Origin of the sequence: Thioalkalivibrio sp. ALR17-21 (assembly GCF_000420185.1) — a bacterium.
Classification (GTDB): Bacteria; Pseudomonadota; Gammaproteobacteria; order Ectothiorhodospirales; family Ectothiorhodospiraceae; genus Thioalkalivibrio; species Thioalkalivibrio halophilus.
Map to the genome: position 1 here is coordinate 156,379 of NZ_ATUL01000004.1, position 14,629 is coordinate 171,007.

The 14,629-nt window shown below is 67.8% G+C and carries 13 protein-coding genes; 2 read left to right on the forward strand and 11 right to left on the reverse strand.

Features of this window, described 5'->3' with window-relative positions; genetic code table 11:
* Positions 1 to 16: 16 nt before the first annotated feature.
* The 8 genes from asnB to G020_RS0103560 form a co-directional block, all read right to left on the reverse strand.
* Positions 17 to 2,038, reverse strand: a complete 2,022-nt coding sequence (asnB, locus tag G020_RS0103525; RefSeq protein ID WP_024328674.1) for an asparagine synthase (glutamine-hydrolyzing) — start codon at positions 2,036 to 2,038, stop codon at positions 17 to 19.
* 89 nt (positions 2,039 to 2,127) lie between these two features.
* The gene (locus tag G020_RS0103530) at positions 2,128 to 3,207 is read right to left on the reverse strand and encodes an aspartate carbamoyltransferase (RefSeq protein WP_024328675.1); all 1,080 of its coding nucleotides are present in this window, start codon (positions 3,205 to 3,207) and stop codon (positions 2,128 to 2,130) included.
* Entirely contained in the window at positions 3,195 to 3,317 is a 123-nt protein-coding gene (locus G020_RS15585) for a hypothetical protein (RefSeq protein ID WP_018868948.1), read from the reverse strand. The genes G020_RS0103530 and G020_RS15585 overlap by 13 nt, the downstream gene beginning before the upstream one ends.
* The gene (locus tag G020_RS0103540; RefSeq protein WP_024328676.1) at positions 3,314 to 4,798 is read right to left on the reverse strand and encodes a sodium:solute symporter family protein; all 1,485 of its coding nucleotides are present in this window, start codon (positions 4,796 to 4,798) and stop codon (positions 3,314 to 3,316) included. Before G020_RS0103540 ends, G020_RS15585 begins: the two co-directional genes overlap by 4 nt.
* Positions 4,795 to 5,535, reverse strand: a complete 741-nt coding sequence (locus G020_RS0103545) for a cysteine hydrolase family protein (RefSeq protein WP_024328677.1) — start codon at positions 5,533 to 5,535, stop codon at positions 4,795 to 4,797. The genes G020_RS0103540 and G020_RS0103545 overlap by 4 nt, the downstream gene beginning before the upstream one ends.
* 31 nt (positions 5,536 to 5,566) lie before the next feature.
* On the reverse strand, positions 5,567 to 6,808 hold the full coding sequence (locus G020_RS0103550) for a Zn-dependent hydrolase (protein WP_018947207.1): 1,242 nt from the start codon (positions 6,806 to 6,808) through the stop codon (positions 5,567 to 5,569).
* 43 nt (positions 6,809 to 6,851) lie between these two features.
* Entirely contained in the window at positions 6,852 to 7,280 is a 429-nt protein-coding gene (locus G020_RS0103555) for a hypothetical protein (protein ID WP_018947206.1), read from the reverse strand.
* A 5-nt stretch (positions 7,281 to 7,285) separates the two neighbouring features.
* Positions 7,286 to 7,801, reverse strand: coding sequence for a MarR family winged helix-turn-helix transcriptional regulator (locus tag G020_RS0103560; RefSeq protein WP_024328678.1), 516 nt, complete (start codon positions 7,799 to 7,801; stop codon positions 7,286 to 7,288).
* 370 nt (positions 7,802 to 8,171) lie between these two features.
* Between G020_RS0103560 and G020_RS0103570 the strand changes: the two genes are divergently transcribed.
* Positions 8,172 to 9,209 carry a porin gene (locus G020_RS0103570; protein ID WP_024328679.1) on the forward strand — a complete coding sequence of 346 codons (1,038 nt, stop codon included), beginning with the start codon at positions 8,172 to 8,174 and terminating at the stop codon, positions 9,207 to 9,209.
* Between the two features lie 114 nt (positions 9,210 to 9,323).
* On the opposite strand, the gene G020_RS0103575 is transcribed toward G020_RS0103570, so the two are convergent.
* The 3 genes from G020_RS0103575 to G020_RS0103585 form a co-directional block, all read right to left on the reverse strand.
* Positions 9,324 to 11,294, reverse strand: coding sequence for a M48 family metalloprotease (locus G020_RS0103575; RefSeq protein ID WP_024328680.1), 1,971 nt, complete (start codon positions 11,292 to 11,294; stop codon positions 9,324 to 9,326).
* A gap of 106 nt (positions 11,295 to 11,400) precedes the next feature.
* Positions 11,401 to 12,807 (reverse strand): AmpG family muropeptide MFS transporter, encoded by a 1,407-nt coding sequence (locus tag G020_RS0103580; RefSeq protein WP_024328681.1) that lies wholly within the window; start codon positions 12,805 to 12,807, stop codon positions 11,401 to 11,403.
* 39 nt (positions 12,808 to 12,846) lie between these two features.
* Positions 12,847 to 13,620 (reverse strand): exodeoxyribonuclease III, encoded by a 774-nt coding sequence (locus G020_RS0103585; RefSeq protein WP_255349428.1) that lies wholly within the window; start codon positions 13,618 to 13,620, stop codon positions 12,847 to 12,849.
* Between the two features lie 101 nt (positions 13,621 to 13,721).
* On the opposite strand from G020_RS0103585, the gene pyrE reads away from it, so the two are divergent.
* On the forward strand, positions 13,722 to 14,357 hold the full coding sequence (gene pyrE, locus G020_RS0103590; RefSeq protein ID WP_019569288.1) for an orotate phosphoribosyltransferase: 636 nt from the start codon (positions 13,722 to 13,724) through the stop codon (positions 14,355 to 14,357).
* The last annotated feature ends 272 nt before the right edge of the window (positions 14,358 to 14,629 follow it).

A 14,629-nucleotide genomic window follows, 5' to 3' on the forward strand; every position in this document is an offset into this window, starting at 1 on the left:
GCCCGAAGGCCCGAAGTCAGGCGCTCCAGCCGAATTCGCGGGCCTTCTGTGCCGCCAGGGCGGGGATGTCGGTGGCCACGAACTGTTCGTGCAGCACCTGCACGCCGATCATGTGGTTGATCACCGCGTCCAGCTGCACCTGGGTCGCGGCCGGGGTGTCCGCCGACTCGTGGATCTCGAACACCTGGCGCACCCCCTCGGGGTCCAGCAGCCCGGCCTCGGCGACCTTCTCCTCCGACAGGTAGCGATCCGCCAGCGCCTTCATCGCTGCCCACTTGGTGGGATCGGTGTGGGCCGGCGGCGCCATGAACGGGAATTTCTCGCGCTCGTACAGCACCTTGGGCAGCAGGCCCTTCATCGACTCGCGCAGCACGTATTTCTCGTTGCGGCCCTTGATGCGCATGGTCGGCGGCAGCTGCGCGGCGAACTCGGCCAGGTGGTGGTCGAGGAACGGCGGGCGCGCCTCCATGGAGTTGGCCATGTCCATGCGGTCGCCGCCCCAGGTCAGGATCTGGCCCTCCAGCATGGTCTTGATCCACACGTACTGGGCCTTGTCCAGCGGGTGGCGGCCTTCCAGCATGTCATTGTCCAGGGCGTCGGCAATGGCCTTGCCCGGCTTGTAGTCCTTCATCCGCTTGCGGCGTTTCGGGTGCAGCAGTCCGGGCACGTGGTCGGCGGCGGCCAGCCAGGGCTGCAGGCAGGACGGGGTAAAGCCCATCATGCGGTTGAAGTCGGGGTCGGAGACCTCGTCCTCGGCCAGCATCGCCCCGGAGACCAGCTCGTTGGACTCGTTGAGCATCTGCTGCCAGGCGGCACGGTCGGCCTCCGGCAGGGTGTCCAGCCCGTGCAGGAACATGTCGCGGCGAAACGCCGGGTAGCCGCCGAACAGCTCGTCCGAGCCCTCGCCGGTCACCACCACCTTGTAGCCCGCGTGGTTCACGTGCCGGCTCATCAGCAGCTTGGCCACCGCCAGGGTGTTGTAGATGGTGCGCTCGGCGTGCCAGAGCGCCTCCTCGAAGTTGTCGTAGAGGTGGTCGGCGTCCAGCGACATGATGTCCTGGTCGGCGCCCACGCTCTCGGCCATCTCGCGGGCGATGGCGGTCTCGTCGTAGTCGTCGTTGTCGAAGCCGATGGTGAAGGCCTTCACCGGTGCCTGCTGACTCGCCGAGGCCAGGCCCAGGGTGATGCAGGAGTCGATGCCCCCGGAGAGGTAACAGGCGACCGGCACGTCGGCCTCCAGACGGAGCTGGGTGGCCTCCATCAGCTGTTCGCGTACCCCTTCGATCCAGTATTCCTCGTCGGTCTCGCTCTCCGGCGGGCGTTCCGAGGCCAGCGGGAAGTCCATGTCCCAGTACTTCTCCTGGCGGATCTTCAGCTTGCCGTGGGCGCGCTCGACGATGACGACGTGGCCGGGCTTGACCTGGTGGACGCCCTCGAAGGCCGTGGTGCCGGGGACCATGGTCTGCATCAGCTGGTGGTACAGGCCGTCGTCGGAGAAGCGGCGCTGCACGTCGGGGTTGGCGAACAGGACCTTCAGCTCTGAGCCGAACACGAAGCTGCCGCCGGCCGTCTCGGTGAAGTACAGCGGCTTGATGCCGAAGCGGTCGCGTGCCAGCACCAGGCGGTCGTGCTTGCGGTCATACAGCGAGATCGCGAACTCGCCGCGGAAGTATTGCAGCGCATCCTCCAGCCCCTCGCGCTGGTACAGGTGCATCACCATCTCGGAGTCGCTCTTGGTGCGGAACTTCACCCCGCGCGAGGTCAGATCGGTACGGATGCGCTTGTAGTCGTACAGCTCGCCGTTGACCGCGGTCATGATCTCGCCGTTGCTCATGGTGAACGGCTGGCGGCCGCGGTTCTCGTCGAGGTCGATGATCGACAGCCGCGCGTGGCTGAAGCCCACACCGCGATCATCCTGGATCTTGTAGCCAAAGCCGTCGGGGCCGCGGTGGTACTGGATCGCGGCCATGTTGACCAGGGTCTGTGCATCGACCTGACGGTTCGGGTCGGCGTGGAAGATGCCGCCAATGCCGCACATGGGTATTCTCCTTGGTTATCCATCGGGGGCGAGCGGGGCCGGGTCGCCGCGCCGCTCGCGGTCAGTCAGGCAATCGCATAACCGGGGGGTCAGCCCTCCGGGGTGTCCATCACCGCGCTGATCCGGCGCACCACCGTAGTCAGCAGGGCCATGCGCACGAACACCGCCCCGCGCGCCTGGGCGAAGTACCAGTTGTGCGGGGTGTCGTCGAGATCGGTCGACAGCTCCGCGCCGCGCGCCAGCGGATGCATGATGATGGCGCCCTCCTTCAGCGGCGACTGGCGGTTCAGGTTCAGGCCTTCGCCCATGGACTCGAAGGTGTCGCCGATCCAGGCGATGGCGTTGATGTAGACGACGTCCAGCTCCGGCAGCACCGGGTCCAGGTCGTTCACCACGCGCAGCTTCAGGCCCGCGCCCTCCAGCAGCTCGCGCTGTTCGGGGTCGAAGTTCTCCTCCTCGCGCGAGATCACCACGATCTCGTCGATCGCCTCGGGGAACAGGCTCAGCATGCTCAGCAGGCTGCGTACCGTGCGCATGCGCGAGGGTACGCCCACGATCCCCACCTTCACGTGCTTTTCCGGCGGGCAGTCGGGCAGGAACAGCTCCGGGCGCCACTTGGCCAGGGTGTAGACATCCGCCAGCGCCTGGGTGGGGTGCTCGTCGATCCCGTTGCCGGCGTTGACCAGCGGGATGCGCAGGTTCTCCAGCATGTTGTGCACGGCCTCGCCCTCGGAGGAGCGCAGTACCAGGACGTCGCCGTAGTTGTTGAACATCTCGGCGATGTCGGCCAGCGACTCCCCCTTGGCGATGCCGGTGCTCTTCGGATCGGTGATCGACATCACCGATCCGCCGAGCCGGTGCCAGGCGCTCTCGAATGACAGCCGGGTGCGGGTGGACGGCTCGTAGAAGGCGCTGATCAGGATCTTGCCGGCCAGCGGCAGATGCATCAGCGCCGGGGTCGTCTCGTACTGCGCGGCCAGGCGGAACAGCTGCAGCAGCTCCTCGCGGGTGAACTGGCGGCTGGATACCACGTGCGAGGCGGCCAGCTTCAGCAGTGGGTCGGGATTTTCCTCCACCGCTTCCAGCAGGGCGCGCGGCCGGTCGGTGCCGGCGGCACCGTCCCGCGGCTTGAGGGTGTTCAGCGGGTCATGGGGATTCACCAGAGGCATCCTCTCTTCCAGTCGCGGATGAACAGGGCAATCAGCAGGATCGGGGTCAGGGTCGCGACCGTGGTCGCGATGATCACGATGGTCGCCAGTGCGGTTACCGGGATCGTCATGTGGCCACCTCCGGGTTGCCACGGCCGGGTGAGGTGTCGCGGTCATCGTGCGCCAGCCGGTCCCAGTCGAAGGGCCGCGGGAACAGCCAGGTACCGGCGACCATCACCACCAGCGAGACCGCCGCACCCACCAGTGCGGCCACGTACCAGCCGATCATGAAGTAACTGGCCAGGCCCAGCCCGGAGCCCAGCAGCATCGCCCAGGCCGCCGCCTGCGGGTTGGCGCGGCGCCAGTACAGCCCGGCCACGATGGGCCAGATCGCGCTGGCCACGAAGGCCCCGGTGAAATACAGCAGGGCCGCCAGTGAACCCACCACCGGCACCTCGCCACGGTAGCTGGCGGCCAGCCAGGTCAGCAGGCCCAGCAGCACGACAATGATCTTCGTCGCCCGCAGCTGCGCCTGCTCCGAGGCCTGCGGCCGGATGTGCCCGCGGTAGATGTCGCGGGTGACCAGGTCGGAGGTCGCCGCCAGCAGCGAGTCGAGGCTGGAGGCCAGCGCGGCGAACACTACGATGAACACCACGATCGCGCCGGTCAGGCCGAGCACCTCGGCGGCCACCAGCGGGCCGACCATGTCCGCCGCCGGCACGTTGATGCCCAGCGCCGGGGTGGCCAGTGCCACGAACCCGGCCACGATCGGGATCGGCAGCCACAGCAGCCCGCCCAGCAGGTAGGCGCGGAAGCCCACGTTGCGGCCGAAGGCGAAGGCGCGCGACCACCACACGTTGGAATGGAAGATCTCGCCCACGCCGAACAGCAGGTTGTTGAACAGGAACATGATCGCGGCCGGGAACAGCAGGCTCAGCAGTTCCGGGCGCTCTTCCATCAGGTCGAAATGGATCGCCTCGAAGCCCACCCGGTCGATGGTCATCCAGGCGAGGAAGGCGGCGCCGGCGATGATGATCACGGTCTGGATGAAGTCGGTGCCGATCACCGCGCGCAGCCCGCCCAGCAGGGTGTAGATCACGCACACCGTCAGGATCACGGTCATGCCCACGCGGTAGTCGATCCCGGCCAGGGCGTTGATCAGCACCCCGCCGGCCATCGCCATGGAGATCAGCCAGCCGAACGCGTAGATCAGGGAGACGCCGAGGAATACCCGCCAGGTGAAGGTCCCGTAGCGCAGGCGGATGAAGTCCCCGGAGGTAAAGCCGTGCGGCATCAGCTCGCGGATCCGGCGGGCCATGGGGGCGAACAGGATCAGGCCCAGCGCCCCCAGCGAGTAGCCCAGCATGCCCCACACACCCAGCTCCAGCGCGAGCTGCGGGGCGGTCATGGTGGTGTTGGCGGTGACCCAGGTGGCCATCGCGGTGGCGCTGGCCAGGGCCAGCCCCACGTTGCGCCCGGCCAGCATGTGGTCGGCGGCGGTGTAGTTGCGGCGTCCCAGCCAGGCGCCCAGCGCGACCCACAGGACGCTGAAGGCCGCCAGCAGCCCCCAGGCGACGGAAGTCGGGAGGATGGGCTCCTCGAGGGCGGTCACGACGCCTCCTGCACCCTCGTGATCTCGCGGATCGCTTCGTCCGTGCTCATCACGCGGGCGTAGCGGTCCTTGATGGTGGTGATGGTGGCGCGTTGCATCTCGGGGGTCACCGTCGCACAGCAGTCCTCGATGAGCGTCACGTAGAAGCCCAGGTCACAGGCGTCGCGCACCGCGGTGGAGACGCATTCGTTGCTGTACACGCCAACGATGAACAGGGAGGAGATCTCCAGGTTCCGCAGGATGTAGTGCAGATTGGTCGAGTTGAACACGCCACTCGCGGTCTTGTCGAGGACGATCTCGTCGCCCTTTGGTGCGACCTCGTCGACGAATTCGGCATCCTTGCTGTCGGGGGCCGCATGCAGTCCGAGACGCTTGTGGCCCGGGCTGCGGTCGCGCCCGTCGCGGGTCAGCGAACGGATGCGGGTGTGGATGACCTCCATCTCCTCGGCGCGGAAGGCATCCTGCAGGCGGCGCACGTTGGGCAGGACGGTCTCCTCCAGGCGATGGAAATAGTACTCCTGGGCCTCCAGCGGGATGCCGGATTCGGCCGAATCCGCGAACACCCCGTGGCCGCGCGCGGCGTCCAGGTACTGCAGGTCGATGCACAGCAGGGCGACATGGTGCTCGCGCAGCTCGCGCCGCAGTACCGGCTTGCTGATCAGGCTCTCCTGGTACTGCTCGCGCAGCGGATCCAGGGAGTCGTAGTCGGTCAGGCGGGAAACGTTGTCGTCGGCCATGCCGCGGGCTCCTTGAACGGTTGGGGTGGCGCTACTGCGGGGCCGCCAGTGCCAGCGCACTGTGCAGGGCCAGGTTGGCGCCGGTCTCGATGTCCTCCCAGTTTGTCCATTCCGCGGCCGAATGGGAACGCCCCTGCAGGCTGGGCACGAAGATCATCCCGGTGCGGGTGATCGCACTCATGCTCTGGGTGTCGTGCGCCGCGCCGCTGGGCATGGTGATGTATTCCAGTCCCATGCGTTCGGCCTGGCCCTCGATGGTCTGCACGATCCCGGTGTCGCAGCGCACCGGATCGATCTCCGAGAGCACGTCGAACTCGAACATCAGGTCGCGCCGCCGGGCCAGGCTGGAGAGCGTGCGCCGAGCCGCATGCGCCAGGGCGGTCAGGACCTTCTCGTCGGTGTCCCGCACCTCGAACGAAAAGGTCGCCATGCCGGGCACGGTGTTCGGTGCCCCCGGGGACAGTTCGACGCGGCCGATGGTTGCGCGCGAGTTGGGGCTGCCGTGTTCCTCCAGCAGACGGTCGATCTCGCCGCCGAACTCGGCCAGGCCCTGGAACGCGTCCGCGCGCATGTCCATGGGCGTGGTGCCCGCATGGTTGGGCTGGCCCTTCAGGCGCACCTCCCACTTGAACAGCCCGGTGATGGCCTCCACCACCCCCACGCTCAGGCCGCGCCGGTCCAGCACCGGCCCCTGTTCGATGTGGGTCTCGATGAAGGCGTGCAGGGTGTTCGGATCGCGCCGCGCGGCCAGCGCGTCGTCGGCGTTCAGGCCCCAGGCCGCCATCGCGTCCACCAGGCTCACGCCCTCCAGGTCGCGCGCATGGCTGATGCTCTCCGGGGTCAGCTTGCCGGCCATCGCCTGGGAGCCGAACATCCCGCCGAAGCGGCCCTCCTCGTCGGTGAAGTCGATCACCTCCAGCGGGTACTGCAGCTCGATGCCCTGCTCCTGCGTGGTGCGCAGCACCTCCAGCCCGATCAGCACGCCCAGCGCGCCGTCCAGCGGACCGCCGCCGGGCACCGTGTCGAGGTGCGAGCCCATCGCCACCACCGGGCGCCGGCCGTCGTACTGCAGACGGCCGTGCAGGTTGGCGGCCCCGTCCTGCCACACGTCCAGCCCTGCGGCCTCCAGGCGGTGGCGGAACCACTCGCGACCGGCCCGATCGCCGTCGGAGAACGCGCGGCGGTGCAGGCCGCGGTCGGCGTCGCGGCCGATCTGCGCGAGGTCGTTAATGTCCTGCTGCAGGCGCTGCATGTTGATGGCGAAATCGGGCATGAAGGTCTCCGGTTGGCCGGGCCAACGGCCCGGGGCATGGGGGTCAGCCGCGCGGGCGGCCCCGCAGCAGCACGACGATCAGCACCAGGAACACCGCGCCGCCGACAGCGAAGAAACCAAAGGCGCGCGCCAGGCCGTGATGCTCGACCACGACCGTGATGCGGTCGCTCCAGGCATCCTCGTCGGCGTCGGCCGCGCGCAGCCGGAAACGGTATTCACCGTCCGGCAGGCCGCTGATCACGCGGCTGGTGTCGCCGCCTTCGTAGATCACGCCGGCATCGTCGAAATCGGGGCCGCTGGCGCGTTCCAGCACCACCGCCCCGGGCGCCTCCCAGTGCAGGGTGAACCCGCCATCGGCGGAGTGCTCGGGGGGATCGTCGAAGCGGGGTTCGGCCAGGGCCGGGGCGGCCAGCAGGACGAGCGCCAGCGCCAGCACCGGAAGGCGGCCGAAGCTGGCGGCGAGGCGGAGCATCCCGCTCAGGCTCCACCCTCGAACGGCTTGAGGCCGGCGCGCTGCTCGGTGGACTGCATGGTTTCCACCAGCATCGCCAGGTTCTGGTCCAGATCGGCCAGTTCGTCCGGCGGCATGGATTCCAGCGCCCGGTTCAGTTCGCCCTGGGGGGCGGCCGGGGCGCGTTCCAGCAGTTCCTGTCCGGTCTCGGTCACGTACAGACGCACGATGCGCTGGTCGCGCTCCGGGCGGCGACGTTCGACCAGGCCCTGCTGCTCCAGCTTGTCCAGCAGGTTGGAGGTGGTGGAGGCATGCACCGACAGCCGCCGCGACAGGTCGCTCACGTTCAGGCCCGGCGTGCGCTGGAGCTCCCACAGCGCCCACAGCTGCGAGGCGCTGATCCCGCAGGCCCGCTCCACCGCGCGCGAATGCCCCTGCAGCGCCCGGATGATCACCCGCAGCTGGCGGATGACCGAGCGTGCGGGGTCCTCGCCCCCGGACGGGGCTGCGGACGTTTGGGTGGCGGCGCTGGCGGATGACATGCGGTTCTCGGCGGTGATGGTCAACGAACATTATTTTTGCGCAAAAATACCTCCGGCGCAAACCGTGCCACCAAAACACGGCCCGGTGGCCTCTACCCGGTGCGACCGCACCATGCCGCCGTGCGTTCGGCGGTACTTCGGTACCCGCAGCCGGTCTTCCTGTCTGTTGTGCACAACAGACGCACCACGTACGTGCATGTGGGCCCTTTACAACGAATTAGACTTCGTTTATATAACCACACTGGTGTGCAGTGGAATGGATCGTCCGCGATGTTCCGCGCGCAGCTGTTGCAAGAGCCGCACACCGACCGGACGGCGGAGCCGGTTCCGGACATCCCGAAAAGTTTCAATTGAGCGCGAGGACAGGAAGATGATGAACAGGAAGATGCTTGCCGCGGCCGTGGCCGCGACCCTGGCCGCTCCCGGCATGGCCATGGCCCAGGAAGAAGGCGCCGGTCCGATCGACTGGGATTTCTACGGCTCCCTGCGGCTTCAGTATGAAGCTGCCGACCCGGCTGAAGAAGATAGCTACGACGGTTTCCGCGATGCCTACTCGCGCGTGGGCTTCACCGGCAGCCTGCCGCTCAACGAAGGCCTGAACGCCTTCGCTCAGCTGGAAATGCCGCTGGATCTGGCCAATGGCAAGGTGCAGGATCCGTTCAATACGGCCGATGAAGACATTCGCATCGGCAAGATCGGCCTCGAGTCGGATGTGGCCGGCACGTTTGCCTACGGCCGCGACTGGATGCCCTACTACAACGCGATCGCGTTCCCGGTCGACATGTTCAGCTCCTTCCAGTCGGGCTTCGCGACCTATACCACGTTCCGCGAAAGCGACAGCGTGATGTACTACTCCCCCGACTTCAACGGCTTCTCCTTCGGGGCGGCCTACAGCGCCAACTCGGGATATGCCGACAGCTCCGGTTCTCCGGACGACCGTTACCAGCTGACCGGTTCCTACTCGTTCCAGGACACCACGCTCTCGCTGGGCGTTGACGACGTCGATGGCGCCCAGAACACCCGTATCTGGGGCTTCTCCGCGATGCACAGCATGGGTGACCTGTCCCTGTCCGCCAAGGTCGAATACATCGACAGCGATCAGGACGCGGACGTGTTCGGTGATGACGGAGACATCGCCGCCAACGTGTACGCCGCGTACGACTGGGGTCAGCATACCTTCAAGGGCACGCTCGCCAACGTCGACAACTACGGTGAAGACGTCGTGCATCTGGGTTACGACTTCAACGTCAACGATGCCCTGAAGTTCTTCGCCGAGTACTATTACGAGGAAGAGCCGACCGGTGCGATTCCGGCCGAGCGTGCGCGTGATACCGGCACGGATCCGATCCCGTTCCCCGAAGACGGCTCCAACAAGGTCTTCATGGTCGGCATGCACTACAGCTTCTGATCGCGCATCGCGCGAGTTTCAGCAAGCGGCTGTAACGGGAAGGCCCGCATCGCGAGATGCGGGCCTTCTTTCGTTGGAGGCAGGGCCGGTGGCGCAGTGTGCCCCGAAGCCCCTTCAGTGGCCGGCGTCGAACAGTTCGCCGGCATCCGGCAGCGGCACGTTCAGGTGCAGCGAGGCGGCCATCATCCGCACGAGTTCGCGCTGTTCCGCGGTGGGGTCGCCGCGTTGCTGCACGGTGTGGTCCATGGCCTGCAGCAGCCGCTGGCGGTCGTGGCGCGGCATGCGCGCCAGGCGCTCCAGCGCGCGGTCGAGGATGCGTGCCCAGGCCGCGGACTGGCTGGCCTGACGCAGTTCCTCGGGGATGGGGGCGCTGAACGGCAGGCTGCCGGTGAAGCGGCCCAGGCCGGCGATCAGCGCGGCCTCGGCCGCCTCGAGGTCGTCGGGGTGGCCGTGCAGCGCGAGGGTCGCCAGCAGGTAGCGTGCCGCGTTTTCGCGATGCCGGGCGTTCTTCTCGGCGGGATCCTTGCGCCCGTGCGTCCTTTCGCCCCTGTGCCCGTGACGCCGGTCGAGGTGTTCGATCAACATGCGGCCGAGGGCGTACTCGGTGGCGGACAGGCGGCCGTCGGCATGGATCAGGCGTTCCACGAGTCCGGCCAGGGTCCGTTGTTCGTCGCGGCTCAGCCGAGCCAGCGCAGGGAAAGCCATCTCGGTCAGCGGAAGACGGTGTTCGGCCGCGGGTTCGGGGACCATCGCACGGAGCTGCCGCACGCGTTCTTCGCTCTCCGGGCCGCGGGTCTCCAGGATCATGCGGAGCTGCTGTTCGCGGATCTCCGGATCCGGATGCAGGATCAGGTAGAGCACCAGATCCGCGACCCAGTGCGGATTGCGGGCGGAACGTGCCAGCTCGCCCGGCAGTGCGGCCAGCAGGGCGGCGGCCAGCGAGCCGGGGACGGCCCCGAAGGCCTCGCCCAGGGGGCCGTTCTCCTCCTCTTCCCGTTGCTGCTCGGCGGCAGCCTCCTGCTCGCGGCGTCGGCGCTCGCGTTCGGTCACCGCACGGCGTACCCGGTCGGTGGCCTCGCGGCCCAGGCGTTCCAGACCCTCCTCGTCGAGTGGCTGGCCCAGCCGCTCCAGGCGTTTCTCCAGCGGCGGATGGGTATCGAGCAGCTGGTCAATGGCGCCGTTGGCGAACAGCATGTGTCCGACCATTGCCGGGCTGGCGTTGAGACCGGCGTAGCGCGCGGCTACCTTGCGCAGGGCGCCGGCCATGCCGTCCCCATTGCGGGTGAACTGCACCGCGTGGGCATCCGCGCGGTACTCCTGTTCGCGCGCGATGGCTGCGCGGATCAGGCGCCCGCCGAGCAGCCCCGCCCCACCGGCGGCCACCAGCGCGAAGTTGAACCACACCGGCCCCCGCATCTCTCCCGGGTCGCTGCGCGCGCGCCGTCCGGGCAGCATGCCCAGGCCCAGCAGCGCGATCATCTCGATGCCGAACAGGATGCCGACCAGCTGGGTGTTCAGGCGCATGTCGCCGGCACGGATATGGCCGAATTCGTGGGCGACCACCGCTTTCAGTTCCTGGCGGTTGAGGCTCTCGATGGCCCCGCGCGTCACCGCGATGGCCGCGTCATGCGGTGTGAAGCCGGCGGCGAAGGCGTTGATGCCCAGCTCGCGTTCCAGCACGAAGATCGCCGGCACCGGCAGCCCGGAGGCGATCGCCATCTCCTCGACGATGTTGCGCAGCCGCCGGTTCTTCGGGTCCTCGGGCTCGGCGTCCACCGGATCGCCGCCCATCTCGCGGGCGATGCCGCGCCCGCCGCCGGCACGCCGCAGCTGGTACAGGCGCCACAGGCTGGCCCCGGCGATGACCGCGATCGCCAGGCCGGTGGTCCACAGCAGGAAGCCACGGTGCTCCGCGAGCATCTCGGCGGTGGGCATGAGCTGCCGGAGCTCCTGCCAGGGTTCGATCAGGGTATACAGCAGCAGGAGGTTGAGCAGCGCCACCATCAGCACTACCACCAGGGCGAACAGCCCCAGCAGCAGCGTCAGCCGCCGGCGTGCCCGGTCCTGGTATTCAAAGAAGCGCATTCCTTCGCCGTCCCCGGTTGTCTCCCCGTTACCCCGTATACAACCGGGTTTTGTGCGCGGGGGCAAGGCCGCTGCCCGCATCGGGTGCGAGCACGCTCCCACGGGGTCAGTCGGTCCGTTCGGCGGGGGCCTCTTCGCGCCCGGGCTGGGGTAAGCGGTCGGGGTTGGCGACGCGCGCGATCCACAGCGCCAGCAGGACCGCGGGGATGCCGATCGCGGCCGAACTGACGAAGAACCAGAACCAGCCCATGAACTCGGCCATCACCCCGGTGAAACCGGCGAGGAACTGCCCGGGCAGGGTCATCAGGGAGCTGAACAGGGCGTACTGGGTGGCGGTGTAGGCGCTGTTGGTGAGACTGGAGAGGTAGGCGATGAACACCGAGATCGCCATGCCGCCGGTCACGTTGTCGGCCATGATGGCGAATACCAGCCCGTAGAGCTCCGGACCCAGCAGGGCCAGCCAGGAGAAGGTCAGGTTGGTGATCGGCGCCAGCAGCGCGGTGGCGATCAGCATGCGCATGATGCCGAAGCGCGCGACCAGCAGTCCGCCCACGGCGGCCCCGCCCAGGGTCATCGCCAGGCCGAAGGCCGCGGCGATATTGGCGATCTGATCCTTGGTGAAGCCGATGTCCAGGTAGAACGGGTTGGCCATCACGCCCATGAAGATGTCGCTGATGCGGAAGATCGCGATGAACGCGATGAGCAGCAGGGCGATGCGGCCGAAGCGCTTCCAGAACTCCACGAACGGGCAGACGAAGGCGCCGATCAACCAGGCCTTGAAGGCGCGCCAGTAGCCGGTGTCCGAGGTGTTGTTGATGTAGTCGAGCACGCGCTGCTCGATCTGCGCGGTCTTGCGGTCGCGCTCGGCCACCTCGGGCTCGCGCACGATCAGGGTGCAGATCACGCCCACCAGCATGAGTGCGGCCATGGTGCCGTAGGCCAGGCCCCAGGTCCCCACCGCGGCGATGTGCAGTGCCCCGGCCCCGGCGGTCAGCAGAGCCACGCGGTAGCCGGTCACGTAGGCCGCGGCCATTGCCCCCTGGCGTTCCTTGCTCACCGCCTCGATTCGGTAGGCGTCGATGGCGATGTCCTGGGTCGCCGCCGCGAACGCCGTGATCACCGCCCACACCGCGACCAGCCATAGCTGCTCGGTGGGGTCGGTGAGCGCGATGCCCGTGAGCGAGATGATGATCAGCCCCTGCGCCAGCAGCATCCACGCGCGACGCCGGCCGAACAGCCGCGTCAGCACCGGCAGCGCCAGGCGGTCCACGATCGGCGCCCACAGCACCTTGATGCTGTAGGCCATGCCCACCCAGCTGAGGAAGCCGATCGACGACAGCTCCACCCCGAGGTCGCGCAGCCAGGCGGTAAACGTCCCGCCGGTGAGCAGCAGCGGCAGCCCGGCGGCAAAGCCGAGGAACAGCATGCCGATGACACGCGGGTGGCGGTACACCGCCAGTGCCGCGCGCCAGTCACGGCGCGGTGCGGCCTGCGCGTCGTCGGCGGCGCTCATCGACGGGGCATGTGCCGGACCGGGAGCCCGGTGCGGCTGTCAGGGCGCGTAGTCATAATCGATCCAGAACGGCGCGTGATCGGAGAAGCGCTGCTCGGTATAGATGAACGGGTCGCGCGCGGTGGCGGCGATGCCCGGCGTGGCGATCTGGTAGTCGATGCGCCAGCCCACGTTCTTCGCCCAGGCCTGACCGCGGTTGGACCACCAGGTGTACTGCCCGGGGCGGTCGTCCAGCCGGCGGAACACATCCACCATGCCGATCTCGTCGAACAGGTGGTCCAGCCACGCCCGTTCCTCGGGCAGAAAACCCGAGTTCTTGCGGTTGGAGCGGTAGTTGGTCAGGTCGATCTCCTTGTGCGCGATGTTCCAGTCGCCGCAGATCACCCATTCGCGCCCGTCCTGCATGCGCTCGGCCAGCCACGGGCGGAAGAAATCGAGGAAGCGCCATTTCGAGTCCTGACGGTGATCGCCCGAGGAGCCGGACGGCAGGTACAGCGACACCACCGAAAGGTTGCCGAAGCGCATCTCCACGTAGCGCCCCTCGTTGTCCGCCTCCTCGAAGCCCAGCCGGGTGATCACCTCGTCCGGCTGCATCCGGCTGTACATGGCCACACCGCTGTAGCCGGGTTTCACTGCATCCACGTAGGCGCTGTGATAACCGGGCGGATGGAAGGGCTCGCCCTGGATCTGGTGGATCTGGGCCTTGGTCTCCTGGATGCAGACCACGTCGGCTTCGGTGGCGGGCAGCCAGTCGAAGAAGCCCTTGCGGGCGGCGGCACGGATGCCGTTGGCGTTCATGGACATTATGCGCATGGCGCGCAACGATACCCGCGCGCGCGGCCGGCGAAAAGACCCGCCCGGACGCTGTGTCAGAATAGGGACCGTTTCCCCTCGCAATCGACCATGGAGCCGTCATGACCGCCCACGCCTTCCTCGAATACGCCCTGCAGCGCGACGTCCTGCGGTTCGGCGAGTTCACGCTGAAATCGGGCCGCACCAGCCCCTATTTCTTCAACGCCGGGCTGTTCAACCGCGGCTCCGACCTGGCCCGCCTGGGCGAGTTCTATGCGCAGGCGATTGTCGATTCCGGGATCGACTTCGATCTGATCTTCGGCCCGGCCTACAAGGGCATCCCGCTGGCGGCGGCCGTGGCCGAGGCGCTGTACCGCGACCACGACATGGATCGCCCCTGGGCCTTCAACCGCAAGGAGGCCAAGGACCACGGCGAGGGCGGCAACATCGTGGGCGCCCCGCTGGAGGGCCGCGTGCTGATCGTGGACGACGTGATCACCGCCGGTACCGCCATCCGCGAATCGGTGGACATCATCCGCGCCGCCGGCGCCGCGCCGGTGGGGGTGGCCATCGCCCTGGACCGCGAGGAGCGCGGTGCGGGCGAGCGTTCGGCCATCCAGGAAGTGGAGAGTGACCTGGGCATGCAGGTGGTGCGCGTGGCGCGGCTGACCGACCTGGTCACCCTGCTGGAGCAGACCGGCCGCGCGCCGGAGCACCTGGACGCCCTGCGCGCCTACCGCGCCGAATACGGCGTCTGACGGGGTGTGATGTCGCGACAGATCGACCTCCCTGAAACACGCCTCCCGGAAACACGATAGATCTGGACCGCCACCCTGGCGTACCCGCCGACCGAGCCATTGACCAACGGACATGGCCCGGGTCTTTCTGCTGGTGGATTGCCGTCGGTGGTGGTGCCTGACGGACACGGCATTGCGTTTTGTGAACCTTTTCCCTTGATCCTGTTACCCGTATTCCGGATCGTCTGCAGGCAACCAAAGCCCTGACCACGGAGTGGTTAATGCCTTCTCGC